This window comes from Fusicatenibacter sp. (assembly GCF_050872605.1).
In the GTDB taxonomy this organism is placed as follows: Bacteria; Bacillota; Clostridia; order Lachnospirales; family Lachnospiraceae; genus Fusicatenibacter.
On record NZ_JBNMHD010000005.1, the window covers coordinates 54,498 to 80,353 of the forward strand.

The following is a 25,856-nucleotide window of genomic DNA, read 5'->3' on the forward strand; positions in this document are numbered from 1 at the left end:
TGCATCCTTGTAAAAAACACGATCACTTTTTGTTTCGTATTGTTTCGTAACTCTACTATAAGCCTTTTTTATTTCTTCGTCAATCAATTTCCATTTTTCCCTGCACTTTCGTAAAATTCAGATAATTTTCAGGATGATTTTTGTGCAGGATGCTTTCTTCTTTCGAAACTTGACGAAATATTTCTTTTTCAAGGTATTAATTGCTTTTTATCTTATGATTTTATATAATGAGTTAAAAGAACCCCATCACGATAACTGGGAGTTTACATTTTTTGTTTTGTGAAAGGATTGCCGATTATGACTACCATTCAGGATATTGCTGATCAAATGGGAATTTCCAAGAGCACGGTATCCAAAGCTCTTAATGACGCGCCTGATATCAGCGAAGCTTTACGGAAACAGGTTTTGGAAACTGCCGTAGCTCTGGGTTATACGAAGCTGCGGCGTTATAAGAAATCGACGAAAAAAGTCTGTATTATAATAGAAAAAGAGAATATGCGGTATCAGGAACCGCATCATTTTGCCTATGATATCCTGGTGGGTTTTCGTCAGATGGCAGAACCTGCCGGATTTGATGTTGAAATTGTGCCTGTTGATATTAAGACCCAAAGAGGCCAGCATTATGATGTTTTTATGCTGGAGCATGATTATATAGGCGCTTTTGTGGTCGGTTTTTCCCTCAGCGATCCCTGGATTCAGGACTTTAAGGTCAGCCGCACACCGGCTGTTCTTTTCGACAACTATATGGTAGGGAATCCTTCCACCGCTTATGTAGGCATTGATAATGAGGAGGGAATGGAACTTGCCGTCTCTTATCTTGCCGGACTTGGACACCGGAAGATCGCCTATCTGAGCAGTTCCCTCGGTGCCCGGGTTCTCCAGGCACGCCATGCTGCCTTTCTCCGTTCCATGCACCAGCATGGACTGAAGACTTCTCCTGCTACGATCGGCTGTTCTTATTATCTGTCAGAATGTATGGAAAAGCATCTTCCCCGTTTCCTGGAAAACGGAATCACTGCTATTATTTGCAACCAGGATACCCTTGCAAGTGCAACGCTCACGCAATGTCAGCAGCTGGGATTCCAGATTCCTGATGATATCAGCATTATTGGATTTGATGATCTGCCGATTGCTGCTTGTACGTCACCGCCCCTTACGACCATCAGACAAGATCGGCTGGAACTTGGAAAAAGTGGATTTTTTGCATTGTCAAGTCTTCTCAATCACATCCCGATCAGTACGTATTTGTTGCATGCACAGCTAATCCAGCGGGAATCGACAGGGAAGGTTCCTCTATAAATTCATCTCATCAACAATATTGGCCGGTTTTACAGTCATTTCTACCCATGCCGGGATAAAACCGCTTTTAACAGCGTTTCTTACAGATCTGACATTAGACCAGGCGGTACAGTAAAACGGTACTTTGCCCCTGTTTATGATCTCTTTTGTAAGTCTGCTAGTCAGTGCAGATGCAATCCCCTGTCGTCTGTATTCCGGCAAAACATCCACACCGATCTGCCACATATCGTCGCAATCGGCAGAACAGGCGGCGAGTCCCACCAGCGTGCTTCCGTCATATGCGCCGACGCCAAGTACATCCAGATTCTTCCGATCTTCGCAAAGCGCATTGCTCCATTCCGGCAGATACAAGTTTGCAAAATCTTCCTGTGTCAATATTCGTGTTTCATAAGCACAGGAAAGAGTCGGTATCCGGCTGATGTCCGGCAGATAGTATTCTGCCATGAAACATATTTTGTGCCCTTTTTCAGCAAAACGTTCATTCAGCCAATGCATGTTTGGTGTCTCAAAGCAGTGGTAAAATTCGAATTTGTCTACATACGCAGATACCAGATCCATAGTCTCCGGTATGGAAGCCGCCATGATATTATTTCCATAGGAAACCAGATTGCAGGTAATAGGCTCTTTCAAATATTTGCGGGCCTTCTTTCCTAAATTTATGGGAACAACAACATTTTTTTCCGCCTTGAAATCTTCCACACGGCACCCCATATCTTCCGCAGACTGCCTCATGGCAATCTCCATCATTTCGCGATTCGTCATATGCTTTTCTCCATTCTATCAGTTCAGTAACTTGGGGATGCGCAGACATGTCCATTTTGGAAACAGTGTCTGTCATTCTCTGCATCCGGCCACCCAATCCTTCCGATTTTTTTCGTTTCGCAGATCATCTGCCAGGTATCTGCAGAATATGAAGCAGCACTCCCGCTGCCCGCTCCATTGCTGCCGGATCAATGGAGGAATAATTCATGACATATGTATTTTGCTGTTTTGCCGCCTCCGCTGTGTCTGCGTAATAGCCGGAGAGCGGCTTTAATTTTACGCCGCGGGATTTCGCCTGCGTGACGATCTCTTCTTCTTTTTGATCGGTGCAAAGATGCATCAGGAAATGGACGCCGGCTTCTTCCTCTTCGATGGTCACATAATCACCGAGAGGCTTCTTTTCAAGCGCCTGTAACATCAGATCTCGTTTGTTCTGATAATAGTTCCGCAGCCGGTTGATATGTTTTTCGAAACTGCCGTTCTCAATAAACTCCGCCAGTGTGTACTGCTCAAAGTTGGAAACGGTACACGAATAAAACGACAGCTCGCGGTAAAATTTCTCTGCCAGTGTCTGCGGCAGCACCATATAGCTGATCCGTACCGTGGAGGCAAGTGTTTTCGTAAACGTATTCATATAGATGACCTTGTCCGATACATCAATGCTCTGCAGCGTTGGAAATGGCTTTCCGCCGAGGCGCAGCTCGCTGTCGTAATCGTCCTCAATGATATAGTGATGATCCGATTTTGCCGCCCAGCCGAGCAGTTCATAACGGCGGCTGACCGGCATGACTGTCCCGGTTGGAAAGTGATGGGACGGAGAGGTATGAACAATATCAACCGATCTTTTTTCCAGCTCCTGCACTGAAACACCGTCCTGGTCGAGCGGCACTGGCTCGTACCGCACCTTCATACTCTCATAAATCCGCGCAATTTTATGATACCCGGGATCCTCTACTCCATAAACAAGATCGTTCCCGAGAAGTTGGATCAAAAGGTTATGCAGATACTCCGTTCCTGCGCCGACAATAATCTGCTCCGGCAGCACCTGCATGCCGCGGAACTCACGCAGATACCTGGCAATCGCACTGCGCAGCTTTAAAATCCCGGCGCACGGGGAATTGATCATGAGCTGGATCCGATTATCATTCAGAACAGCACGCACCGTCCGCGTCCAGATTGTGAACGGAAAAATCTCGCTGTCCGTCTGATTGCTGGAAAAATCCGCAAAATAGGAAGTTTCCCCGTTTGCCACCTGCAGGATCTCTTTCGGAACAGCATCCCGCATGGAATCCTCAATTTCCAGATCGGCCGCATAAAAGCCGCGCTTTGGCATGGAATACAGATAGCCTTCCGCAACAAGCTGCGCATAAGCATTCTCGACGGTAATCACACTGATGCCCAGATTTTTTGCGAACGTCCGTTTCGACGGCAGCTTCTCTCCAGGGCGGATGTTTCCCAGCAATATGTCATTTTTGATACATTTATATAAATATTCATACAGGGAATCTGACCCTATATTCGCAAAATTATACGTCAGCATCCGACCGTTCTCCTCTCATCTGACCTTACTGAATATATTTGTTTTGGCAATTTTTTTATAGTCACTTTACCAGTATACTGTGAGGCAGAGCAAAAGTAAAGCCAAAACAGAAACTAAATTTTTTCAGACACGGAGGAGTTTATTATGACAGCAGTAAACGAGAGATACAAACTGAACAAAGAACTGGCACAGATGTTAAAAGGCGGCGTTATCATGGACGTTACCACTCCGGAGCAGGCACATATTGCAGAAGAAGCCGGTGCTTGTGCCGTTATGGCACTGGAGCGAATTCCGGCAGACATCCGTGCCGCCGGCGGCGTTTCCCGTATGAGTGATCCGAAGATGATCCGCGGCATTCAGGAAGCCGTTTCCATTCCGGTTATGGCAAAATGCCGCATCGGCCACTTTGTAGAGGCACAGGTTCTTGAAGCCATCGAAATCGACTACATCGACGAGAGTGAGGTTCTCTCCCCGGCGGATGATGTCTACCATATCAATAAACGCAATTTTAAAGTACCCTTTGTCTGCGGTGCAAAAGATCTCGGTGAGGCACTTCGCCGGATCAATGAGGGAGCATCCATGATCCGTACCAAAGGTGAGCCGGGAACCGGCGATATCGTACAGGCGGTCCGCCATATGAGAAAAATGAACAGCGAAATTCAGAAACTGACCTCAATGCGTGAGGATGAGCTGTTTGAGGCAGCCAAGGTCCTGCAGGTTCCATACGATCTTGTTCAGTATGTTCATGACAACGGCCGTCTCCCGGTTGTCAACTTTGCAGCCGGCGGTGTGGCAACGCCTGCCGATGCAGCGCTGATGATGCAGCTTGGAGCAGAAGGCGTCTTCGTCGGATCCGGTATCTTCAAATCCGGCAACCCGGCAAAACGTGCCGCTTCCATCGTAAAAGCTGTTACCAACTACACCGATGCCAAACTGATCGCAGAACTCTCCGCTGATCTCGGCGAAGCTATGGTCGGCATCAACGAGCAGGAAATCGCCTTACTGATGGCAGAAAGAGGAAAATAATGAAAATTGGAGTGCTTGCACTGCAGGGTGCGTTTGCAGAACATGAAAAAGTATTAGAACAGCTTGGCGCCGAATGCATCGAACTGCGGCAGGCCCGCGATCTTGCCGAGCCTTACGATGCACTTGTACTACCGGGCGGCGAGAGTACCGTTCAGGGAAAGCTTTTAAAAGAGCTTGGCATGTTCGATACCATTAAGAGCCAGATTGAAAACGGCATGCCGGTTCTCGCAACCTGCGCCGGTGCGATTCTTCTGGCCGAAACGATCGACGGACAAATGAAGAGGCAGCCGGAGCAGTATTTCGGCACGATTCCGATGTGCATCAAGCGGAACGCCTACGGCCGCCAGTTAGGCAGCTTCCACACAGAAGCACCGGTTGCGGGCATCGGAACAGTGCCGATGACGTTTATCCGTGCGCCGTATATCGCATCTGTGGAGGACGGCGTGGAAGTGCTCGCCGTTGTGGAAGAACGGATTGTCGGTGTAAAATACAAAAAACAGATGGCCTTCTCCTTCCACCCGGAACTCGACCCGGATGTGCGGATTCATAAGGCGTTTTTGGAGATGATATAAGACGGATAAAACAATAGCAGACCCAAAAAGCAATGCAAAAATCTGATCGTAAAAAGCTCCAGCTTCTCGCTGATTTTTCATCCGGGAAGCTGGAGCTTTTCGCGCATCATTTTACACGTTTCAGTTCATACTGTCTCGTACCAAGACCGATTTTCTCCGCCTGGTCGAGGGTTGCCTGCCATTCAATGTTCGGGTTGGAATCCTTGAAATGGTCGTGGTGACAGTGCCATCCCGGCTCGGCAAGGTGCTCGCCAAGCTGGCTGTTTTCGATCGGTGTTGCTTTCAGGCAGGCATCGGCGCACGCCTGGTCAAGTGCAACCGGGTCGAAGCTTGCAAACATTCCGATATCCGGCAAAATCGGAGCATCGTTCTCCCCATGACAGTCACAGTTCGGGCTGATATCCTGTACCAGAGAGATATGGAAGCACGGACGTCCATGGCAGACAGCCTGTGCATACTCCGCCATTTTCCGGTCGAGAAGCTCGTTTGCACTGCTGTTTGGATTATATACCGCATCAAAGCTGCAGGCACCGATACAACGGCCGCATCCCTTGCATTTATCATAGTCAATGACTGCTTTTTTATTTACATAGGAAATCGCATCGCTTCCGCATTCTTTTGCGCAGCGGTGGCAGCCACGACAGACATCCGTATTGATTGCCGGTTTTCCACTGGCATGCTGCTGCATCTTTCCGGCGCGGCTTCCGCATCCCATACCGATATTTTTCAGTGCACCGCCAAAGCCCGTTGCTTCATGGCCTTTGAAGTGGCTCAGACTGATAAAAATATCTGCGTCCATGATTGCATGACCAATCAATGCTGTTTTGCAATATTCTCCGTTGACAACCGGAACTTCGATTTCATCGGTTCCTCGCACTCCATCTCCGATGATAATCTGGCATCCTGTGGTAATGGTATTGAATCCATTCAGATTCGCGCAGTCAAGATGCTCCAGGGCATTTTTTCTGCTGCCCGGATATAACGTATTGCAGTCCGTCAGAAACGGAAGACCTCCCTGCTCTTTACAGAGATCTGCAACCACTTTCGCATAATTCGGACGAAGAAACGCCATGTTTCCCAGTTCGCCAAAATGCATTTTGATTGCGACGAATTTGCCTTCCATATCAATGTCCTTGATGCCTGCAGCGATACAGAGCTTTTTCAGCTTGTCGAGCTGACTCGTTCCCACCGGACATCGAAAGTCGGTAAAATAAACCGTTGACTTTTCCATTCTGTTATTCCTCCTGATTTGTCCTTTTTTATCAGAATAGCACTTTAAGCTTACTTGAAGTCAAGTGTGATTGTAATATTCCTGGATCCAGTCATGCACTTGTCTTTTTTCAGGATTTTTCGTATACTGAAGGTAGTTTTAAAAAAAATCAGAGTACAGAGTAAACGAAAACCGTCTGTTTCCTTTTACTCCCTGGGAGGTCGCATTTATGATAAAGGCAGTATTATTTGATATGGATGGTGTCCTGTTTGACACCGAAATCGTAATGAAAGAGGGCTGGCTCAAAGCTGCCCGGGAACTGAATTTTACGCTCACGGAAGAACATCTCTCACAGATGCGCGGCAGTGCACTTTTTCGGAGCAGAAAGCTGTTTGAGGAATGGTTTCACGGAAAGGTGACGTACGATGAGGGGCGCGCCATCCGTTCGGCGTATCTGAATGATTATATTCAGCGCAACGGCGTCCCGGAAAAGCCGGGACTTCACGAGTTTCTTTCCTGGCTGAAAAAGCATTCGATCAAAATTGCTATTGCCACATCTACGACACGGAGCGTTGCCGAAGGCTACTGGAAGCAGTCCGGCATTGACCGGTATATCGATGCCTCCGTCTGCGGAGATGAAGTCGTAAACAGCAAACCGGATCCGGAAATTTTCTTAAAAGCTGCTTCTCTTCTGCAGATTCCGATTACGGAATGCATGGTAGCCGAGGACAGCATCAACGGTCTCAAAGCTGCCCGCGCCTCCGGCGCTGTCTCCTGCATGATCCCGGATCTGACACCGTATACGGAAGAACTCGCGCCGATCTGTGATCATGTGAGTCCGTCGCTTCTGGACTGCAGGAAAATTATTCTGGATTCACAGGAAAAATAATCAATCGTAAAGAAAGTGCCTGTCAGTGTTTTTCAGCCTGACAGGCACTTTCTTATTGATAAATTTTTTGTTCTTTTATTCCACATCCACCGGTGAATCGTACGATTCCATCACATTGTAGATCTGCTCTGCTGCTGTTGTGCGGAGTTTCTGCTGCGTACCCTGATTTGCGCATTTTTCGTATTCGCGCATAAAAGATGTCGCTGCTGTGTCGACATCTTCTGCGTTTTTCAGGCGGTCCAGAAGATTCGAATTGTAATCGTTCAGATAAGCGAGCAGACTGTCGAGCTGTCCGGACAGGCTTCCGAGGCTCTTTCCGAGGTCGATGGTATAGCGGCACAGATACTCTTTGATGGTCGGATCCGTGAATCCGCAGAGACCGTAGCCGTATCTTCCGCCGCTGTAAAGGCCGAAGCGGGCGCTGCGGATGACTTCATCTCGTGAGATGATTCCGGCATCGACAAGATTGGTGTACTGCTCTCCGCTGAGGCTCGTGCGGCTGGTGGAGCCATACTCAAGCAGTGTCGGATTGAGGTCTGTAGATGCCTCGTTTGCAATATTTCCCATGATTCCTGCGGCTCCTTCTTTTGTGAAGCCGTGCATCAGGAAGTAATTCCAGATCTTTTCGGCGTTTGTTCCGCCGATTTCATCATCGGCTGCAAAGCGGCGGATCGTCAGAATCGTGTCGCAGTCTACCAGGCGGTTGCAGGTGATGCCTGCGTTTTCGTTCAGTGCCTCCACAATTTTTCCCTCGCCGTCGTACAGTGCGACATGGCCGTTATAGCAGATGACATCGCCTGCATGCGCTTCATCGAGGCTTGTAACCTCGGTTCCAAGACTGCGCCAGCCATCGGATGTTGTATATTCACCATCGTATGCGCCGCAGCGGGTCAGAATCTGCCATACAAAGTGGGAGCAGTCAATGCCGTCCGTCAGAGAGTTTCCGCCCCAGACATACGGTCTGCCCACAAACTGTTTTGCAAATGTAATGATACCGTTTCCGGTTGAAGTTTTTACTTCATATACAGTCTCTTTCTTATAGTTAAATGCTTCATTTGCAGATGGATCAATCACCTGATCTGCCAGTTTCATCTGGTCTTCTCCGGTGCTGGTCACATATTCCAGGGCTTCCTTTCCCTGCTGCAGATAATCCGTACGGACAAAACCGCGGACATCACCAGACTCGATGTAAACCCATTCCTGATCTGCATCTGTGATGACAAAGCAGAGTGCTTTGGCCGGAAGGGTTCCGATGATCCGGGCGTTGATGGAACCGCTCTCGCGGACGTTTAACTTGGTATCTACCTTCGCATAGGCATATGCTTTATCAATCTGGGCAAAACCTGCACGGAGATCTTTTTTCATGGAGCTGATATATTTTCCGTAATCAATCGTCTGAATCCAGTCATCCGCCTGTGTTTCGTCGCTTTTTGGAGTTTCGGTCGGCGTTGGTGCTGGGGTCTCAGTTGGAACCGGAGTTTCGATCGGTGCCAGGGTCTCAGACGGGGTTGGCGTCGGTGTTTCGCTTGGCTCCGGGGTCACAGTTGGTTCCGGTGTTTCACCCGGATTCGGGTCATCCGGTGTTTCGGATGGTGTTGGCTCCGGTGTCTCACTAGGATCCGGGTTCTCCGGCGTCTCTGTCGGGGATGGATCCTCTGCCGGATCTGGAGCTGCCGGTGTTTCCGGCTCTTCCGTAGAACCGTTGTTTTCGTCCTGAACTGGCGTTTCCGTTTCTTCCGCCGGTGTTTCCGCAGCCGGAGCAATCGTTTCTTCTGTGCTTTCGTTCTCCGCCTCACTCTGTATGGACAGTTTCTCCTCCTGTTCTTTCTGTCTTTCCTGCACCGTTTTCACAGTCTCCTCCGCATGAGCCGGTGCCGCCGAACCAAGAAGCATTCCGGCTGCCACACCGAACGCTGTTACTGTTGTGCCAAATTTTTTCTTTGAAATCATATATGTTGTGCTCTCCTCTCTGCTGTTTGTCGATTTCCGCCTGCCGTTCTCTTCGATTTTTTTCAGGAACAGGACGCCCGGATAAAGATCGTTCCTGCAAATTCTGGCCTGTTTTTTCGAAGTTAAACATAAAAATGGTAAAATTTCACGTATTTTCTATATTGTACCACAGACAGCAACAGATGCAAAGAAACAAATTACATATTGAGGAATTTTTCTGTTTAAGGTGCGAAATTTGGAACGATTATCTGTATTTTTTCAGGAACCGGACGGAATACGGAGCAGAATCCGTTTTCCATTCTGTTCCGATGCGGTCAGAACCGGTATGTGTTTCTTCCGAAGCTGATGCATGACCGGATAAGCCGCAAAGAGATCACCGCCTATACATACGGCCTCCGGCTTTTCTTTCAAAAGGTCGGAAATGTATTCGCGCAGCAATGTCTTCCATTCCGTCTTTTCAAGCACTGATTCCGCGTAACTGCCCTCAATCTTCAGTTCCGGGCTGTCAGGCATCGGTTTATGAACGATCTCGGCGTTCTCCATGCCCGGCATCTGACGGATCAGCTCTTCCTCTGCATCCATGCCGACGCTGATCACAACCGGTGCTTTTGGCGTTCCTGCAAGGCTGATGCGGCAGGCAGAAACAGCATCGGCAAGTGTCTCTGTGGTAAGAAGGAATCCTCCTTTGTGACAAAAGGATGCACCCGCAAGACCCGTTGCTTCCTGCAGAGCTTCGTTTTCCAGCCCAAGCCAGTTTTCCGGAAATTCATACTTATAATTAGACGAGTTTTCTTTCCGCACCGGCTGCACACAGTAACCGCCGCGGTTGGACGGGAAGACCAGAAACGCGATTTCTGTCGCGGAGAGCTGTTTCTGGCATGGAAAGAACTCTGAGAGAATCAAAATCTTTTCGTCCATGGTTCCCGCCTTTTTCTCCGCTGCAATCCGCTCCCGGTGTCCCGTAAGTATCTCCACAAACTGCTGCTCCGCACGCTCGTCCGCACGGAAACGCTCCCATTTGTGATTCAAAATCTGTCCGGCGATTGTTACGGCCTCAAAGAAAGCCGCATCGCTTCCGCTGTTGTCATTCCACGCAGGATTGAACATGCCGATCAGACTGGCAAGTTCGTTCTTTTCACCGGTATTGTCATTGTTGTCGAGCGGCTGCACAAACTTCTCATCAAAGCATGCGGCCATCCTGGGACTTAAGATTTCTGTACCAAGCGCCTCCCACAGAAGGCCGAACGCCGCGTACGGCACTCCATTTTCCCGAATGCGGCTGTCTTTCTGGTGATGATCATACTCTCCTCTTCCAATATCAAAAACAATCCCGTCAAACGCTTCCGGTACACGGTTTCCGCGCTGAATCGTAAGCTTCGGGTTGAAATGCAGAAGCAGTGCGGCAGAAAACACATCATCCGCATGAAATTTTCCGCCATGTGTGAATGCAACGGCGTTTTCTTTTTGTATCTGTTCTAGTAATGTCATAAAATTTTAACTTCCTTTTTCTCAAGATCTGTTCTATTTTACCCTATCCCATGGCGGCTCCGCAACGGTTCTGCGAAGTATTTCTGTAACTATAACAAAACGAGCAGCCCCTTTTTCAAGGTTCCGCTCGTTTTCTATCTGTCAGACCTGCACGATTTCATACCTGAATCCGGTCTGCCGCTTCATCGCACAGTGCGATTCGTTTTCCGTCCATCCCGAGGATTAATCCGCCGTCCATTTTCTGAATGACCTGTATGGTGCTGCCTTCTTCGATTTTGCGGCTCCGCAGAAAATCCAGAATTTCAGGGATTCCAAACATCCATTTGATGGTACAGATATCACCGGTTTTTTTCTTTGAAAGTGCCTGCATGGTATCCCTCCCTTTTGTCTTTTCTATATTGTATTCCTAAAGGGAATATTTAGTCAATAAGAACAATTAGGATACGTTTCTAACTAAAGTTTGTGTGCAAAACGCCGATTTTTACAGGTATACCAAAACTTACAGAAACAGCTTGATGCACGCAATCGCAATCGAAGCGACGGCCACGATCCGTTTCAGCAGAGTCTGATTGATTTTTGTTGCATTTTTGCTTCCCGCAAAGACACCGATGCCGTGTGCAATCAGCAGGACGGGCAGAAGCAGGAAAACTTCTTTGTTTCCGGCCGCAGCAATCAGGTAGCCTGCCGCAGATGGTACTGCGATGAAAATAGAATCAAACAGGGAAATACCGACTGCAGTGTGCGCCGGGATGCCGAGCAGTGTCAGAATCGGCATTACAAGCACCGGACCGCCGGCGCCGGAAGCCGCACAGACGGCACCCGTTACGGCACCGAGCACCAGATAAAACGGAACGCTCTGGACCGCTTTTTTCTCTGTATTTCCCGGCTTGTCCTTCCGCAGCAGAATGGAGATTCCGGAGAGCAGCACGACGAGATATAAAATAATCTTCATCGTGTCCGCCGGGATCAGAAGATTGATCTTGACACCGGCCAGCGCGCCGACAAAACTTCCTGCTGAGAGCACGCCCGCCGTTTTCAGATCGAGGTTTCCGCTCTTATAGTAATTCACCGATCCCAGAATACCCGAAATCAGAAATGCCGCAAAGCTGAGCGCCAGGGACGCGGACGACGGCATGTCGAGGAATCCGGTGTAAAACATCGGAAGCAGAAATCCCGCAATGCCTGTCAGACCGATACATCCGCCGACCACGAGATTCAGAAGGATCATCAGAATCAAATTCACCATAAATCATATTCTCCTTTATTTTTTCAGGATACAGAACACTCCTTTTTCGTTGTCCAAAGTTATCCTGCTTTTTCTTTAAACAAAAGCCGTCTCGGAGGCGAAATACCGCTCTGCCTTTTCCATAATCTGCGCCTCATCCAGCGTCTGCACCACACGGTCTTTCATCAAAATCTTTCCATTTACAATACTGTCACACACATCCGAAGCAGTCACGCACTCCAGAAGTGTGTTGACAAGATTTCCGGTCGGGTACAGGTGCGGCTGGCGAAGCGAAATGGTGATAAAATCCGCCTCTTTTCCAACAGCAATGCTTCCGCCGTTCTCCTGCAGATAGTCGTATCCGCCCTGTGTCGCCATGCGGATGATCTTCGCCGCCGGCATAACAGCCGCCTCGCTGATGCCGACACCGCGTCCGACATTCATCACGGAGCGGAAAATCTTCATTTCATTCCAGAGACTTAAGCCGCCATGCGCCGCGCCGTCTGTTCCAAGGCTGACAGTGATGCCGCGCTGCAGCAGAGCCGGTGTATCCGGTACGCCTTTTCCGCAGTTGCTGAACGGGCAGTGGCACGTTTTCACATCGTATTCTTTCAGCAGATCCTTCTCATTTTCCGAAAGCAGAATGCAGTGTGCCGCCAGAAAATGCTCATCCAGCACGCCAAGCTTCGCCAGGTACTCGATCGGGCGCATCTGCTGGCGCTGCAGAAAGAAATTGATCTCATTCGGATATTCGTTCATATGCGCCTGAAGCAGGGCACCGCGCTCTTTCGCGTGATCGGCCGCTTTTAAAATCAGCTCTTCGGTGCAGCTGATCAGGGAGCGGAGCGAATAAGCGACTTTTAAATTTCCTTTTCCGTTGTAAGCGTCATACAATGCATCCGTCTGCGCGACCGCCTGGTCTGCGGTGTGGCGGATGGAATCCGGCAGCGATGCATCATCCATCGTGGAAGCAGATAACAGACCGCGGAGCCCGGACTGCAGATAGACGTCTGCCGCGCTCTCCATAAAGTAGCTTCCTGCGTCCACAAATGCTGTCGTTCCAGATTTGATCATCTCGAGCGCGGCGAGTTCGGCGCTGAGCTCCATCTTTTCCGGGGTCAGTGTGCTCTCAAACGGCAGCATGATCCGCGTCCAGATCATCGGAAGGGCATCAAGGATCTGTCCCTTTAAAAGCTGCTGACCTGTGTGCATATGGCTGTCGCAGAGGCCCGGCATCAGAAGCTTTCCGGTTCCGTCGATCAGTTCGGCTTCCCCATCCTGGAAAAATGTGTTTTCTTCCCCCGCCTGATAGGGGCGGATGGCGGAAATGATCCCGTTCTCTGTCTCAAGCGTCTGGCCTTTCGCAATCGTCATGTCCGGCAGAAAGACTGCGGTATTCGTTACGATCAGTTTTTTCATAACTGGTTCCCTTTCTTTTCAATATGACAGCAGGAGCCGGGCTCATCCCGTTTTTATGTTTGGGAAGAGCCGGGCTCCGTTTTTTTGCGTAATGTTTAAATGGTTCCTGTCAGCATCATGACAACCTGTGCAATCACAGCGGAACCGATAAAGGTTCCCGTCATAACGAAGACACCGATCAGAATCATTTTCCATCCCTGTTTTGCGAAGGTCTTCACCTGATCGCCGATGGAAATTCCGGCATATGCGCCTACCATGGTCAGCGGAGCTGTGAAGTTAATTTTGCCGACGGCATCAATCACGAACTGTCTCGCCGGAGAAATCGGTGATGCGGCAAGCAGGCCGAGGATCGAAACGTACGCTACGATCGGAAGCTTCAGCGGAATCAGTTTGCTGCAGACAACGCCGACGCAGGAAATGGCAAGCAGAATTAAAATTCCCGGAAGCGAGTCCATAAATCCTACCTGAAAGCCTACCAGATTGGCAAGTCCGATGCCAAGGCCGGACAGTAAAAATAAGAATCCCCATTCAATGTATCTCATCGCTTATGCTTCCCCTTTCTTTTTTGCGGCTCTGTTGTCTGCAAATTTTCCAAGTGTCGGTTCCAGTTTCCGATACAGGAAGTTGCAGAGCGGGATGCCGACGAAGATGGCCATATAGATTCCGTCGATGCCGGAGATCGTCTCACTCGCACTCGCCAGCGCAGAAATCTGGTCTGCCATTGCCGGATAGATCTCGGTCAGCGAAGCAGTTGCGCTCGCCATCATGATGCCGGCTCCGACACCGGATGCCATACCGAGGGCATAAGGATGGAAAATGTTCAGCATTGCAATCACGGAAACCATAAATCCAAAGTAGATGGTGCCGACCATACCGCCGACCACGTAGATGGAAAGGCTGCCGCGCGCTTCCGGTGAATCCGGTCCGAACATATCGGTAATAAGAGCAAGGTTTGTTTCACGGTTAATGGAATGTGTTGCACCGATGGCTTCGCGCTTTAATCCAAGCAGAAGTGCCAGCGGCATGGCAAGAAGAATGGTTCCCAGGTTTCCGAACTCCTGCAGAAGAAGTGCCGGACCTGCGGAAATGACCGTCTCGATGCTTGCGCCCGCATTGATGCCGAGCTTTGCAATAAACGGACAGATTGCCACGATAACGAGTTTGGATGCTGCCTTTACTTCTTTTGATTTCACAATTTTGGTCACCTGCGGACCGGACAGCACACCAAGAATCAGTGCATAAAAGATCGGGAACAAAATGAAGTTTCCCGGTCCCAGCGGGATTTTGATCTGTCCAATGGAATCTGCGATCAGAATGAACACAAATGCCAGGACGTAGATCTTCCACTCAGCCTGAATACGGCTTTTCAGTGATGAATACGCATACTTTTCCATAACTTTCTCCTCCACCATTGCTCTTTCGCGTCTGGTTTATTTTTTTCGTCCGTTTCAGCGAACAAGTGCATTCTAGCGGATTTTCATTCTGGAAAAAAGGACAAATGGGATGTTTTTGATAAAATTATCATTTTTTGTCGAACTTGTGACACAGATCATTGAAAAACGCAAAAAACTTGTGCTATACTCACAGATAAAGGCGTTATTTCCCGTGAAACGCCGTTGACACCATAAACACAGCGACATTAGAGGAACGGAGAGGCGAAATCATGACATTAGAAGAACTCATCGAAGAGGTGCCGGGGCTGGCGCCGTATTTTGAACATATGCCGGAGGAACTGCACAACCGCTACACGATCCGGGTTTATCCGCCGGGAACGATTATTCACCAGAAAGATTATAAACTCGAGAAATTCGGCATCATCGCAAAGGGCAAGCACCGTGTCATCAATGAATTCCAGAACGGCAACATCTATATGATTGAGAAAAACGAGCCGATCGACTTTGTGGGCGAGGTGACGATTCTTGCTGGAATGGAGAAGACATCGGTTACAATCGAAACACTGACTGAGACGACGGTCATCTATTTTTCACGCAAAGATTTCGAGGACTGGATCAGTCAGGATATTCAGCTTCTGCGGCTTGTGGCACATAAAATCGCATACAAGCTGTACCGTTCCTCCTATAACCGCGGCGCACGGCTTTTTTATCCGCCGATTTTCCTGCTGCTCGACTATATCTTAAAGCAGGCGGCGCTGATGGATATTGAGAAGAAAAAAGAAATCGTGATCCAGAAGACGCGGCAGGAGCTGTATGAGGAGTGCGGCATTACGGTAAAAACGCTGGGACGCACGATCAATAAATTAAAAGAAGACGGCGTAATTTCTCTGAAAAAAGGAAAAATCACAATGACGCTGGAGCAGTACCATCTGGCACGGAAAACGATTCATCATTATGTGAATTATTAATCTGCTGATTTCCGATAATAGCAGAGATGGCCGCAGCCGTTCGGAAAGAGTTCGGTTTTCATCTTTCTTCGATACTCCTCATCACTTTTCGATGTTTCCAAAATATCGAGTGCCCGGCGCAGATTTCGGATGTCGCGCTCCATAAAGTCAGCGTAATTTCCACGGCCGACGAGCTTTAAATGCGTGACTCCCGCATCGGATAACTCCTTTAACGCACAGAGTCCGCAGCCGCTTTCACCGCAGAGATAACCGTTCTCGTTGTATGCGTCCTCTCCTTCTTCTTCCGCCATAATTTCTCCCGGAACTGTCCCTTTCACGGGCGGCTCCGGTATTTTTTTCCCGACCGGTCTTTGCCAGTACGGCACGCGGCACAGGTATCCCATTTCATCGCAGTGCAGGGAATTGCAGAACGCGCCGCTGAACTGGCACATTTCATTTAGGGCAAATGCTTCAAACTCTGTAATGGACTGCATGGGATATTCCGCGCGGATATGGCGAATCACTTCCTGCATTTCTGCAATCGTATTTTTCCGCTGAAAGATGATGCGTTTCGGGGTAAGCTTTGCAAAAACATCGGTCATCGCTGTATTCACAGTTCCCATATCGCCGCTTAGATGCACCTCACAGTCGATGCCGTGCTCCCGCAGATAGACAAGAAGTGCGGGATCCGCAATGATATAGCTCTCAAAGCCGATCCGGCGGCACTTCTGGATGATTCCGGCAATTTCGGCGTACTGTTCCGGGAGATAGTACAGGGAATTGAAGGTCAGATGCACCGGCTTTTGGTAACGGCGAACCATCTCCGATAAAATTTCCAGCTCACTGTACGACCCGATCTGTACATTATAGCTCAGCACTTCTCTCCGGTTCAGCGCCATGACCGTGCCGTATTTTTCCGTCCAGGAAAACGGAACGTAACCGCAGAAAAGCTCGTCTGCTCCGGCTTTTACATAACGGATATAATCGTCCACACATCCCAGTCCTGCTGTAATTTTCATGTTTTCGTCTTCCCCTCCTGTTTTATCTTATAATCTCCCTGCTTTCTCTCTGGAAATGCGGCATCTTTTTTCGTTCCCATCAGCAGATTTCTACAGCAGATTCAGGACAAAACGTTTCACTCCATGTGCTGCATATGCCCGTCCCATTTCCGCCGGATTCTGAAGCAGCGCAGAATCCAGCGCAAAAAGAGAGTTGTACCGTCCTGCCATCTGCAGATGCTCCGGATAGAGAAACGCCTGCTGTTCACAGTACCGCGGGCAGTCCGCCGCCTGCCACTGTGCGCCCCGGCTTCCATTGACACATTCCGCGTACAGCGTACAGTGCTGGGACATATTGGTCTGGTAAAAGGGGAAATGCAGACTGTTTTCCCCTGATGGAAATGTCTGCGGACAGCTGCAGCTCTCCCACTCGTACCGCCCGATTCCAAAATTTTCTTTTAAATACGTTTGATAGAACTCTGCATTCAGGCTGTTCTGATGAAACAGCGCGTCATTTCCCTGCTTGTACTTCATGCGTGGATCTTTTTTCCGTCTGTTCAGCAGAATGCCAAGGCTCACCGTAAAATTTTTCCGTTCTGCCGCCAGAGCTGCCGTTCCCCAGTCATTTACGACAATTTCCAGTGTTTCCTGATGCTGTCCGCACCAGTGATCCAGCATTTCTAGCAGATGTCCGGTCTCCTGGCGTTTTCTCTCGTGCAGAACAGGAAACACCAGCGTCACGGCAAAGTGCTCCCGGCGGGCTTTTTCCATCAGCTTCTGCAGGGTATGCTCCGACGGGAACAGATGCGGACAGAAGGCATTTCCGAAATACAGGCGGTCCGGCTGAAAATCCAGTGCTGGCGCAATCTGATTCTCCCGAAAATACATCGTAAAAAAGGCAGACGCATCCAGTTTCAGATACTCTTCATACCATGCGGGGCGGTCGATCTCCAGTGCCAGTTCTGGTTTCACCAGCGGATTTCCTTCCCCGGCTCCGCGCCGGATCTCCTCAAATGTATTCTCATGGATCGGCGCAAACCACACCTGTTTCTGCTCTTCCAGACTTTCGAAATGCAGCGCATCCTCCCTTGCCGGATATCCCGTCATCTCCTCCGCCAGTGCTGCGTCATCGCCTTCCGTCTTCCAGCGGATATAGCGGCCGTACTGCATTGCAAGGCGCTGCACCTCTCTGCGGTATGCTTCCAATTCTGTCGCAAACGTATAAATTGTAAAAAACTCTTCTCGTTTCTCCCGCATCAGGCATGCATCACGGATAAGAAGCCGATGGTAAGATGCCGTATCATAATTATAAAACGCCAGTTCCAGCATCTCCTGTTTCTGCGTTTCGGATGCCGGATGCGCAAGGCGGATCTGAAAGCCTTCCTCGGCAAGCGCCGTGATCCGCACTTCCATCGTCCCCCAGTATCCCGCCAGAAGCCCGAACGGGATCATCGGGATAAACGCCCAGTCATCGATATCTACTTTTGCTGTCCTTCCGTTTTCCATTCACTTCTCTCCGTTCCTTTTTCGAACTCTCTCCAGTATACGCATTTTCCCGCGAAAACACAATCCATAAAAGCAAAAAATCCACCCGCGCCCCAATGGCTTTCGGATGGATTTTCCGCTTTGCTTATTCTTATTTTGTAAAGGTATCAATCAGATCTTTCGCGTCCTCATATCCCTGGCTTTCGAGTTCGCTCTGGTACCACTCGTCTACGCCGTCCACCGCTTCTTTGAAGGAATCAATGTCCATATCATCGTAGCTTGTGATGCTTACGCCGTTCTCGTTCTGCCAGCGGTCCATGATTTCGTCGTCGCCGGCGCGGTTGATCTCGCGCTCGTACTCGGTTGCGAGGCGGCCGCACTCATCGATCACTTCCTGCTGCTCCGGTGTCATGCTGTCGTAGATATCGCCGTTGATGCAGAAGAACAGGCAGTCGTAGATCGCATTCCACATGGAGCAGTACGGCTGTACTTCCTGTACACTGGCTGCATCGATTGCCGGAAGCGGATTCTCCTGTCCCTCAACGGTCTTCTGCTGCAATGCAGTATATGTCTCGGACCAGTTCATGTTGGTCGCATCAGCGCCCCAGCGTTTATAGCATTCCATCAGCAGGTTGCTTCCTGCCACACGGATTTTCAGATTCTTGATATCATCGACAGATGTTACTTCCTGCTTGCTGTTCGTCAGCTGACGGAAACCGTTCTCCGCGATTCCCATGCAGTGCAGGCCGTACTCGTCGAGGATCTCTTTTAATTTTTCACCAGCCTCACCGTCGAGTTTTGCATCCGCATCTTCTACGGAGTCAAACAGGAACGGAAGAGATACCACGTTGAATCTCGGGTCAAAGGCAGAGTAGATCAGGTTGCTGTGCATCGAGATCTGTACCGGATCGCCGTCGATCAGCGCCTGAATACCTTCGGACTGGTTTCCGTTGGTCAGCTGGTCTGCAGCGTAAACATTAACTTTGATTTTGCCGCCGGTCGCTTTTTCCATGAGCTCACCGAACTTGCGTCCGCCCTCTGCCCAGGTACTGGTCTCGGTGGTCGAGCAGGTAAAGTTCCATGTCTGCTCCGGCCAGTCAAGGTCGCTTCTGTCTTCTACGTCATACTTCGATGCAGAAGAAGTACCTTCCTTCGTAAAGGTTTCAATCAGATCCTTGGCATCTTCATAGCCCTGGCTCTCCAGTTCGCTCTGATACCATTCATCCACACCGTCAACTGCCTGTTTGAAAGAATCAATATCCATATCCTCATATTTGGTGATCTTGACACCGTTCTCATTCTGCCAGCGGTCCATGATCTCATCGTCACCGGCGCGGTTGATCGCACGCTCGTAATCCACAGCCTTCTGGCCTGCCTCATCGACAACCTTCTGCTGTTCCGGTGTCAGAGAATTGTAAATATCTCCGTTGATACAGAAGAACAGGCAGTCGTAAATTGCATTCCACATCGAGCAGTACGGCTGTACTTCCTGTACACTTGCTGCGTCGATTGCCGGAAGCGGATTCTCCTGTCCCTCAACGGTCTTCTGCTGCAGCGCGGTGTATGTCTCGGACCAGTTCATATTGGTCGCGTCAGCACCCCAGCGTTTGTAGCATTCCATTAAAAGGTTGCTTCCTGCCACACGGATTTTCAGGTTCTTCATGTCATCGACAGATGTTACTTCCTGCTTGCTGTTCGTCAGCTGACGGAAACCATTCTCCGCGATTCCCATGCAGTGCAGGTTATACTCGGAAAGGATCTCTTTTAATTTCTCACCGGCCTCGCCGTCGAGTTTTGCATCCGCATCCTCTACAGAGTCGAACAGGAACGGAAGGGAAACAACGTTGAATCTCGGGTCAAAGGCAGAGTAGATCAGGTTGCTGTGCATGGAAATCTGTACCGGATCTCCGTTCATCAGCGCCTGGATACCCTCGGACTGATTTCCGTTGGTCAGCTGGTCTGCGGCGTAAACGTTGACTTTGATCTTTCCGCCGGTTGCTTTTTCCATGAGCTCGCCGAACTTGCGTCCGCCCTCTGCCCAGGTACTGGTTTCGGTGGTCGAGCAGGTGAAGTTCCATGTCTGCTCCGGCCAGTCAAGATCGCTGTAATCTGCGATATCATTGTAATCTTCGCTGTTTCCATTATCCCCGCTGGTACTGGTCTGGCTGTCATCTCCAGACGCATCGGAATTCGTGGCAGCAGCTACCGTACCGCTGTAAGAACCATCTTTTCCTGCGAGAGCTTTCGGAAGGAACGTGGAAATCTGCGGAACGTAGGTGATCAGCAGAAGTACAGCAACGGATGCAGCAATCATCGGCATAACGGCCTTCGAGATCTGCTGGATCGTAACTTCCATTCCTTTTTTCAGTTTGACAGAAATAGCAACAAACAGGTTGACGCCGACCGGCGGAGTTACCTGTCCGATGGCCAGGTTGACCGTTGCCACAATACCGAATGCAACGACATCATAGCCAAGTGCCTTGCAGACCGGAAGCATGATCGGAATGAAGATGTACATGGCGGAGTTTGCATCTATAAAGCATCCTGCGATCAGGAAAATAATGTTGACGATCAGCAGGAATGTAAACTGATTATGTGCAACACTTCCGAGCAGATCGGAAGCTGCCTGCGCGATACCGAATTTGGTGCAGACAAACGAGAACAGGGAAGCACTTGCTACGATCAGCATGATGCCGCCGGTGGTCTTCGCGGAGTCTACCATCAAATCCCACAGGTCTTTGATTTTGATTTCTTTGTAGATAAAGATTCCGACGAACAGACCGTACACAACAGAAACGGCTGCTGCCTCGGTCGGAGTGAAAATACTTCCGTAGATACCGCCAAGGATGATAACCGGCATCAGGAATCCCCAGAATGCATCTTTGAAGGCATCCCATCTCTCTTTTGCCGTTGCCTTCTTCTGCGTCGGCTGAATGTTGTGTTTCTTTGCCGCAAGAAGAACAACGATTACAAGAGCAACACCCATCAGGATACCAGGAACGATACCTGCGGTGAACATATCTGCAATGGATACGCCGGTGATGGATGCGTAAACAACGAATGCGATACTCGGCGGAATGACGATTGCGATCGAACTCGATGTCGCCATCAGCGCTGTGGCAAACGGTGCGGAGAAGCCGCCGCGCTCGATCATGGCAGGAATCAGAACCATACCAAGAGCTGCAACGGTAGCTGGACCGGAACCGGAAATGGCGCCGAAGAAGCAGGCAACGATAACGCACACGATGGCGATACCGCCCTTTTTGTGGCCGACACACGTATCAACGAAACGGATCAGCCGCTTGGAGATACCCGCTTTTGCCATGATGTTTCCGGACAGGACAAAGAACGGAATAGCAAGCAGCAGGAATTTGCTGATGCCGGAATACATGTTGGTGGCAACGATCGTCAGAGATGTGCCGGAATACAAAATTGCGCAGATCGAGGATAAACCGAGGCAGATGCCGATCGGAATACCAAGGATCAGGAAAATAAAGAATGAAATAAAAAGAATTGCACTGATCATTTTTCTTCTCCCTCCTCTTTCGCTTTTACAAAGGTATCAATCAGATACTCGATCATGTGGAGCGTCATGCAGGCGGCTCCGATCGGTACGAAGGACCAGAAAATCCATTCCGGCCAGTTCAGCACGAAGGTTCTCTTTCCGTTGGCTAACTGGGTCAGAACCTTGTCCATGCCGTATTTAAACAGGACTGCGGTAAATGCAACACTGAAAGCCGTGTTGACCACCAGCAGAATTCTTCTCGCTTTTTCTGAAAGACGGTCCGGCAGTAAAGAAAGATTGACCAGCTCTCCGTCACGGGCAGCGAGCGCTGCAGCGAGAAGTGTAATCAGGACAAATACCGCAACAACGAGTTCCTCGGTAAATGACCAGGATTGATGCAGAATCTTACGGGACAGGACATTTCCGACCGTAAGCACAACAATCAGGATCGTGGACAGCACAAGAATCAATTTCTCGACAAATGCCACGCCGTTCATGATTTTTTTGTACACTTTCATACGTTTCCTCCCTTTTCCTGTCTGCGCGTGTTTTGCAGCAGGATTTGTTTCTTGCCAGGTTGTATTACCGGTGTTTCTGCATAAAAAAAGCCGCCCCACGATAACCAGGGACGGACCATATTTTTTCCGCAAACCACCCTTGTCTCTCCTTTGAAACAAGTACGAATACAACGCACAAGCATACGCGGTTTCTGTAACGGGAAACTCCCGTGAAAACCTACTGGAATCCTGTCTTTATCTTAAATAAAAACAGTTCTTTGGGCTTCCCTTCTCCGAGATGATGTTCAATCCGGACACGCTGCTGTCTCGCACCTTCTCCGACAGCTCTCTGCAAACGCTTTTTCCGCATTTACTTTTTCTCTTCCCAGAATTTATCTTACACGATGGCTGTAATTTTAGCGCGATTTTTGTTATTTGTCAAGAATTGGTTCTGAAATTTTGTTATAATTTTGAAAAACCGTAAAATTTTCGGTTTGCTGTTCTGCTTCGATTGCAGCACCTTTTTTCCTTGCTATTTTCCCACAGATACGATAAAATAACAGACAGATAAGATCCGATGCGACGGGTCTTTTTTCTCGGCATTCTGCCATGATTTTTACTACCCAGAAAAGAGGAACAGCAACTATGAAAATAGATCTTAGAACGATTCCGGATGCAGAGGTTTCCGGCATCGACCTGATGGACGTTGATATCACACTCACGGCTCCTGAAGCAGAACCGCAGCGCCAGTATTACTTTATGGCGCTCTTAAAACAGCAGCTCGTCCCGGAACGCGCGAAAAAGAACGGCAAAGAATTCCTGACTGCCTGTATCACAACATTCGGCTGCCAGATGAACGCCCGCGATTCTGAAAAGCTCGAGGGAATCCTGGAAACCGTCGGCTACCACATTGTGGAGACCGAGGATGCTGACTTTGTCGTTTACAATACCTGTACCGTCCGTGAAAACGCCAATCTCCGCGTCTACGGCCGCCTCGGACAGCTTGGCAAATACAAAAAGAAAAATCCGGGCATGATCATCTCCCTCTGCGGATGCATGATGCAGGAGCCGCTCGTTGTCGAAAAGCTCAAAAAAAGCTATCATTTCGTCAACCTGATTTTCGGAACCCACAATATCTACCGCTTCGCTGAATACCTTGTCCGCTGTATGACCGAGGACCGCATGGTGATCGATATCTGGAAAGATACCGACAAAATCGTGGAAAATCTTCCGGTTGACCGGAAATATCCGTTCAAATCCGGCGTCAATATCATGTTCGGCTGCAACAACTTCTGCAGCTACTGTATCGTACCGTATGTGCGCGGCCGCGAGCGCAGCCGGAAGCCGGCGGAAATCGTTGCAGAGATCAAACGCCTCGTTGCAGACGGCGTTGTGGAGATCATGCTGCTCGGTCAGAACGTCAACTCTTACGGAAAGAATCTCGAGGAGCCGATGACGTTTGCCCAGCTTCTGCGCGAGGTTAATAAAATCGAAGGGCTGAAACGCATCCGTTTCATGACCTCCCACCCGAAGGATCTCTCTGAGGAGCTGATCGATGCGATGCGCGACTGCGAAAAGGTCTGCCTCCATCTTCATCTCCCGCTCCAGTCCGGAAGCAGCCGCATCTTAAAGCTGATGAACCGCCGCTACACGAAAGAGCAGTATCTTGACCTTGTTGACCGCATCCGCGCGAAAGTACCGGATGTCTCCCTAACAACCGATATTATCGTCGGTTTCCCTGGCGAGACAGAGGAAGATTTCCTCGAAACGATGGATGTGGTACGTAAGGTCCGCTACGACAGCGCCTTTACCTTCCAGTATTCCAGAAGAACAGGAACACCGGCTGCCGCTATGGAGGATCAGATTCCGGCCGATGTTGTGAAGGACCGTTTCGACCGTCTTCTTGCTGAAGTACAGGAAATCTCCCGTGAGGTAACGGCAAGACATACCCACACAGTTCAGGAAGTTCTCGTCGAGAGCATCAATGAACAGGATCCGTCCCTTGTGACCGGCCGTATGAGTAACAATACGCTCGTTCATTTCAAAGGTGATGCCTCCCTGATCGGCACGCTGCAGAATGTATATCTGGATGAGTGCCGCGGTTTCTATTACATGGGAACACCAGTGGAAAACAAACATAACTAAAAAGAATCCCGGATATCCGGTTTCTGCTTTTACCGCAGGAATACCGGATATCCGGGATTTTTATGATTTGAGAATTTATTTTGACAATCCTTTCGACAACCGCATCTGATAGACCAGATATGTCACCATCAGCATGACACCCGCACCGATCCAGGCAGAAATTTCGGCAAATGCCACACCGCGGAATGCAAAGCGCGGAACGGCAATCTGAACAATACCAACACGCATCACAACCTCAAGGACACCGGAAATCATTGGCAATACCGTTTTTCCCATACCCTGACAGGCGTTCCGAAATACAAAGAGCCATCCAAGCGGAAACAATGCGATTCCGGTGATCGGAAGAAAGATGCAGGTATAGGAAATGATCGTCGGATCATTCAGCATCAGTGAAGCCAGGAAGTTCGGGGCAAAAATTTCCAGTGCGGCAAATGGCAGATTAACAAGAACGGATAAGATAATGCCTGCGCATACACCGCTTTTGATCCGGCCGTATTTTGTTGCACCATAGTTCTGTCCCGTAAATGTCAAAAGCGCCAGTCCGACTGTGATTCCGGGCTGCTCAAAGAGACCGCAGACCTTCATGCAGGCCGCATACGCTGCCACATACGCGGTTCCCATCTGATTGACAAATACCTGAAGAACCATACCTCCGATGGCAGTGACCGAGTTCATCACGGCAACAGGAAGCCCCTTTCCGGTCAACGTCCATAAGATAGAACCGTTTATTTTCCAGTCCTTTTTCTGCGGAATCAGTTCCGGTGCACGGCGGATATGCCAGAAGCAGTACAATGCCGAAACTGCCTGTGCAAGCACAGTTGCAAACGCTGCACCGAAAACCCCCATTTTCATCGGAAAAACGAACAGGAGATCCAGGAAAATATTGACAAATGCGGAAATCACCATGGAAACAAGCGGTACCTTGCTGTTTCCAACGGAACGCAACAGTGTCATCACAAAGTTATTTAAAATCGTAATCGTACTTCCCGCAAGAATCGTTCCAAAATAGACGAGCGTATCCGTCATCATATCTTCCGGCGTCTGCAGAAAGACGAACAGCCTCCGCATCAGAAGCAGACTGAACGTTGTGATCACAATTCCGATGGCAAGGCAGATATAAACCGACATGGCAATTTCTTTCCGCAGCTTTTTCGTATCATTTGCGCCAAAAGAATGCGAAATGCAGATGCCAAGACCCCCGGTCAGTCCGACGGCAAAGCCGATAATCAGAAAATGGACGGAGCTCGTATTTCCAACCGCAGCAAGCGCCGTATCTCCGATTCCTTTTCCGACAACCATGGAATCCACGAAGCTGTAAAGCTGCTGGAACAGATTTCCGATCAGAATGGGCAGAAAAAACTGAAAAATCAGTTTCATGCTGTTCCCTCTTGTCATATCATTTGTTGTGTTCTGCATGGTATTTTTTTGTAACCTGTCCTTTCTCTTTTAGTATTTCCTCTTCATCGTTTCCCGTCGTCTTGTCAGTACTGCAAAATGCGGTTATA

At 49.3% G+C, this 25,856-nt stretch carries 22 protein-coding genes; 6 read left to right on the plus strand and 16 right to left on the minus strand.

Features of this window, described 5'->3' with window-relative positions:
• Nucleotides 1-297: 297 nt before the first annotated feature.
• Nucleotides 298-1,299: a LacI family DNA-binding transcriptional regulator gene (locus tag ACY2VT_RS02970; RefSeq protein WP_461878820.1), complete on the plus strand. Its 1,002-nt coding sequence runs from the start codon at nt 298-300 to the stop codon at nt 1,297-1,299.
• Here the strand turns inward: ACY2VT_RS02970 and ACY2VT_RS02975 are convergent.
• Entirely contained in the window at nt 1,294-2,061 is a 768-nt protein-coding gene (locus ACY2VT_RS02975) for a GNAT family N-acetyltransferase (protein WP_461878821.1), read from the minus strand. The two genes, ACY2VT_RS02970 and ACY2VT_RS02975, sit on opposite strands and share 6 nt — an antisense overlap.
• A gap of 124 nt (nt 2,062-2,185) precedes the next feature.
• The gene (gene pdxR, locus ACY2VT_RS02980; protein ID WP_461878822.1) at nt 2,186-3,601 is read right to left on the minus strand and encodes a MocR-like pyridoxine biosynthesis transcription factor PdxR; all 1,416 of its coding nucleotides are present in this window, start codon (nt 3,599-3,601) and stop codon (nt 2,186-2,188) included.
• A 144-nt stretch (nt 3,602-3,745) separates the two neighbouring features.
• Between pdxR and pdxS the strand changes: the two genes are divergently transcribed.
• Nucleotides 3,746-4,627 carry a pyridoxal 5'-phosphate synthase lyase subunit PdxS gene (pdxS, locus tag ACY2VT_RS02985; protein WP_461875110.1) on the plus strand — a complete coding sequence of 294 codons (882 nt, stop codon included), beginning with the start codon at nt 3,746-3,748 and terminating at the stop codon, nt 4,625-4,627.
• The gene (gene pdxT / locus ACY2VT_RS02990; protein WP_461878823.1) at nt 4,627-5,199 is read left to right on the plus strand and encodes a pyridoxal 5'-phosphate synthase glutaminase subunit PdxT; all 573 of its coding nucleotides are present in this window, start codon (nt 4,627-4,629) and stop codon (nt 5,197-5,199) included. Before pdxS ends, pdxT begins: the two co-directional genes overlap by 1 nt.
• A 106-nt stretch (nt 5,200-5,305) precedes the next feature.
• Here the strand turns inward: pdxT and ACY2VT_RS02995 are convergent, their stop codons facing one another.
• Entirely contained in the window at nt 5,306-6,430 is a 1,125-nt protein-coding gene (locus ACY2VT_RS02995) for a DUF362 domain-containing protein (protein ID WP_461878824.1), read from the minus strand.
• 208 nt (nt 6,431-6,638) lie between these two features.
• Here ACY2VT_RS02995 and ACY2VT_RS03000 point away from each other — a divergent pair, with 208 nt between their 5' ends.
• Nucleotides 6,639-7,298, plus strand: a complete 660-nt coding sequence (locus tag ACY2VT_RS03000) for an HAD family hydrolase (protein ID WP_461878825.1) — start codon at nt 6,639-6,641, stop codon at nt 7,296-7,298.
• A gap of 75 nt (nt 7,299-7,373) precedes the next feature.
• Here the strand turns inward: ACY2VT_RS03000 and ACY2VT_RS03005 are convergent, their stop codons facing one another.
• The 7 genes from ACY2VT_RS03005 to ACY2VT_RS03035 all read right to left on the minus strand — a co-directional run bounded on the left by ACY2VT_RS03005 (nt 7,374) and on the right by ACY2VT_RS03035 (nt 14,774).
• Nucleotides 7,374-9,248: a phage tail tip lysozyme gene (locus ACY2VT_RS03005; RefSeq protein WP_461878826.1), complete on the minus strand. Its 1,875-nt coding sequence runs from the start codon at nt 9,246-9,248 to the stop codon at nt 7,374-7,376.
• Between the two features lie 258 nt (nt 9,249-9,506).
• Nucleotides 9,507-10,736 (minus strand): MYG1 family protein, encoded by a 1,230-nt coding sequence (locus ACY2VT_RS03010; protein WP_461878827.1) that lies wholly within the window; start codon nt 10,734-10,736, stop codon nt 9,507-9,509.
• A gap of 157 nt (nt 10,737-10,893) precedes the next feature.
• The gene (locus ACY2VT_RS03015; protein ID WP_173859865.1) at nt 10,894-11,106 is read right to left on the minus strand and encodes a FeoA domain-containing protein; all 213 of its coding nucleotides are present in this window, start codon (nt 11,104-11,106) and stop codon (nt 10,894-10,896) included.
• A 129-nt stretch (nt 11,107-11,235) separates the two neighbouring features.
• Entirely contained in the window at nt 11,236-11,982 is a 747-nt protein-coding gene (locus ACY2VT_RS03020) for a sulfite exporter TauE/SafE family protein (RefSeq protein ID WP_461878828.1), read from the minus strand.
• Between the two features lie 75 nt (nt 11,983-12,057).
• The gene (locus ACY2VT_RS03025; RefSeq protein WP_461878829.1) at nt 12,058-13,380 is read right to left on the minus strand and encodes an amidohydrolase family protein; all 1,323 of its coding nucleotides are present in this window, start codon (nt 13,378-13,380) and stop codon (nt 12,058-12,060) included.
• A gap of 95 nt (nt 13,381-13,475) precedes the next feature.
• The gene (locus ACY2VT_RS03030) at nt 13,476-13,922 is read right to left on the minus strand and encodes a hypothetical protein (RefSeq protein ID WP_461878830.1); all 447 of its coding nucleotides are present in this window, start codon (nt 13,920-13,922) and stop codon (nt 13,476-13,478) included.
• A 3-nt stretch (nt 13,923-13,925) separates the two neighbouring features.
• Nucleotides 13,926-14,774 carry a DUF3100 domain-containing protein gene (locus ACY2VT_RS03035; RefSeq protein ID WP_461878831.1) on the minus strand — a complete coding sequence of 283 codons (849 nt, stop codon included), beginning with the start codon at nt 14,772-14,774 and terminating at the stop codon, nt 13,926-13,928.
• 269 nt (nt 14,775-15,043) lie between these two features.
• Between ACY2VT_RS03035 and ACY2VT_RS03040 the strand changes: the two genes are divergently transcribed.
• Nucleotides 15,044-15,742, plus strand: a complete 699-nt coding sequence (locus tag ACY2VT_RS03040) for a Crp/Fnr family transcriptional regulator (protein WP_461878832.1) — start codon at nt 15,044-15,046, stop codon at nt 15,740-15,742.
• Here ACY2VT_RS03040 and ACY2VT_RS03045 read toward each other — a convergent pair.
• The 5 genes from ACY2VT_RS03045 to ACY2VT_RS03065 all read right to left on the minus strand — a co-directional run bounded on the left by ACY2VT_RS03045 (nt 15,739) and on the right by ACY2VT_RS03065 (nt 22,817).
• Nucleotides 15,739-16,740, minus strand: coding sequence for a peptidase U32 family protein (locus ACY2VT_RS03045; protein WP_461878833.1), 1,002 nt, complete (start codon nt 16,738-16,740; stop codon nt 15,739-15,741). The two genes, ACY2VT_RS03040 and ACY2VT_RS03045, sit on opposite strands and share 4 nt — an antisense overlap.
• 90 nt (nt 16,741-16,830) lie before the next feature.
• The gene (locus tag ACY2VT_RS03050) at nt 16,831-18,225 is read right to left on the minus strand and encodes a hypothetical protein (RefSeq protein WP_461878834.1); all 1,395 of its coding nucleotides are present in this window, start codon (nt 18,223-18,225) and stop codon (nt 16,831-16,833) included.
• Nucleotides 18,226-18,355: 130 nt separating this feature from the next.
• On the minus strand, nt 18,356-21,730 hold the full coding sequence (locus ACY2VT_RS03055; RefSeq protein WP_461878835.1) for a TRAP transporter large permease subunit: 3,375 nt from the start codon (nt 21,728-21,730) through the stop codon (nt 18,356-18,358).
• Nucleotides 21,727-22,227 (minus strand): TRAP transporter small permease, encoded by a 501-nt coding sequence (locus tag ACY2VT_RS03060; protein WP_055217787.1) that lies wholly within the window; start codon nt 22,225-22,227, stop codon nt 21,727-21,729. Before ACY2VT_RS03060 ends, ACY2VT_RS03055 begins: the two co-directional genes overlap by 4 nt.
• Nucleotides 22,228-22,637: 410 nt before the next feature.
• Nucleotides 22,638-22,817 carry a hypothetical protein gene (locus ACY2VT_RS03065; RefSeq protein ID WP_461878309.1) on the minus strand — a complete coding sequence of 60 codons (180 nt, stop codon included), beginning with the start codon at nt 22,815-22,817 and terminating at the stop codon, nt 22,638-22,640.
• An 88-nt stretch (nt 22,818-22,905) separates the two neighbouring features.
• On the opposite strand from ACY2VT_RS03065, the gene miaB reads away from it, so the two are divergent.
• Nucleotides 22,906-24,351, plus strand: coding sequence for a tRNA (N6-isopentenyl adenosine(37)-C2)-methylthiotransferase MiaB (miaB, locus tag ACY2VT_RS03070; protein WP_461878851.1), 1,446 nt, complete (start codon nt 22,906-22,908; stop codon nt 24,349-24,351).
• Between the two features lie 75 nt (nt 24,352-24,426).
• Here the strand turns inward: miaB and ACY2VT_RS03075 are convergent, their stop codons facing one another.
• On the minus strand, nt 24,427-25,728 hold the full coding sequence (locus ACY2VT_RS03075; protein ID WP_461878836.1) for an MATE family efflux transporter: 1,302 nt from the start codon (nt 25,726-25,728) through the stop codon (nt 24,427-24,429).
• Nucleotides 25,729-25,856: the final 128 nt, after the last annotated feature.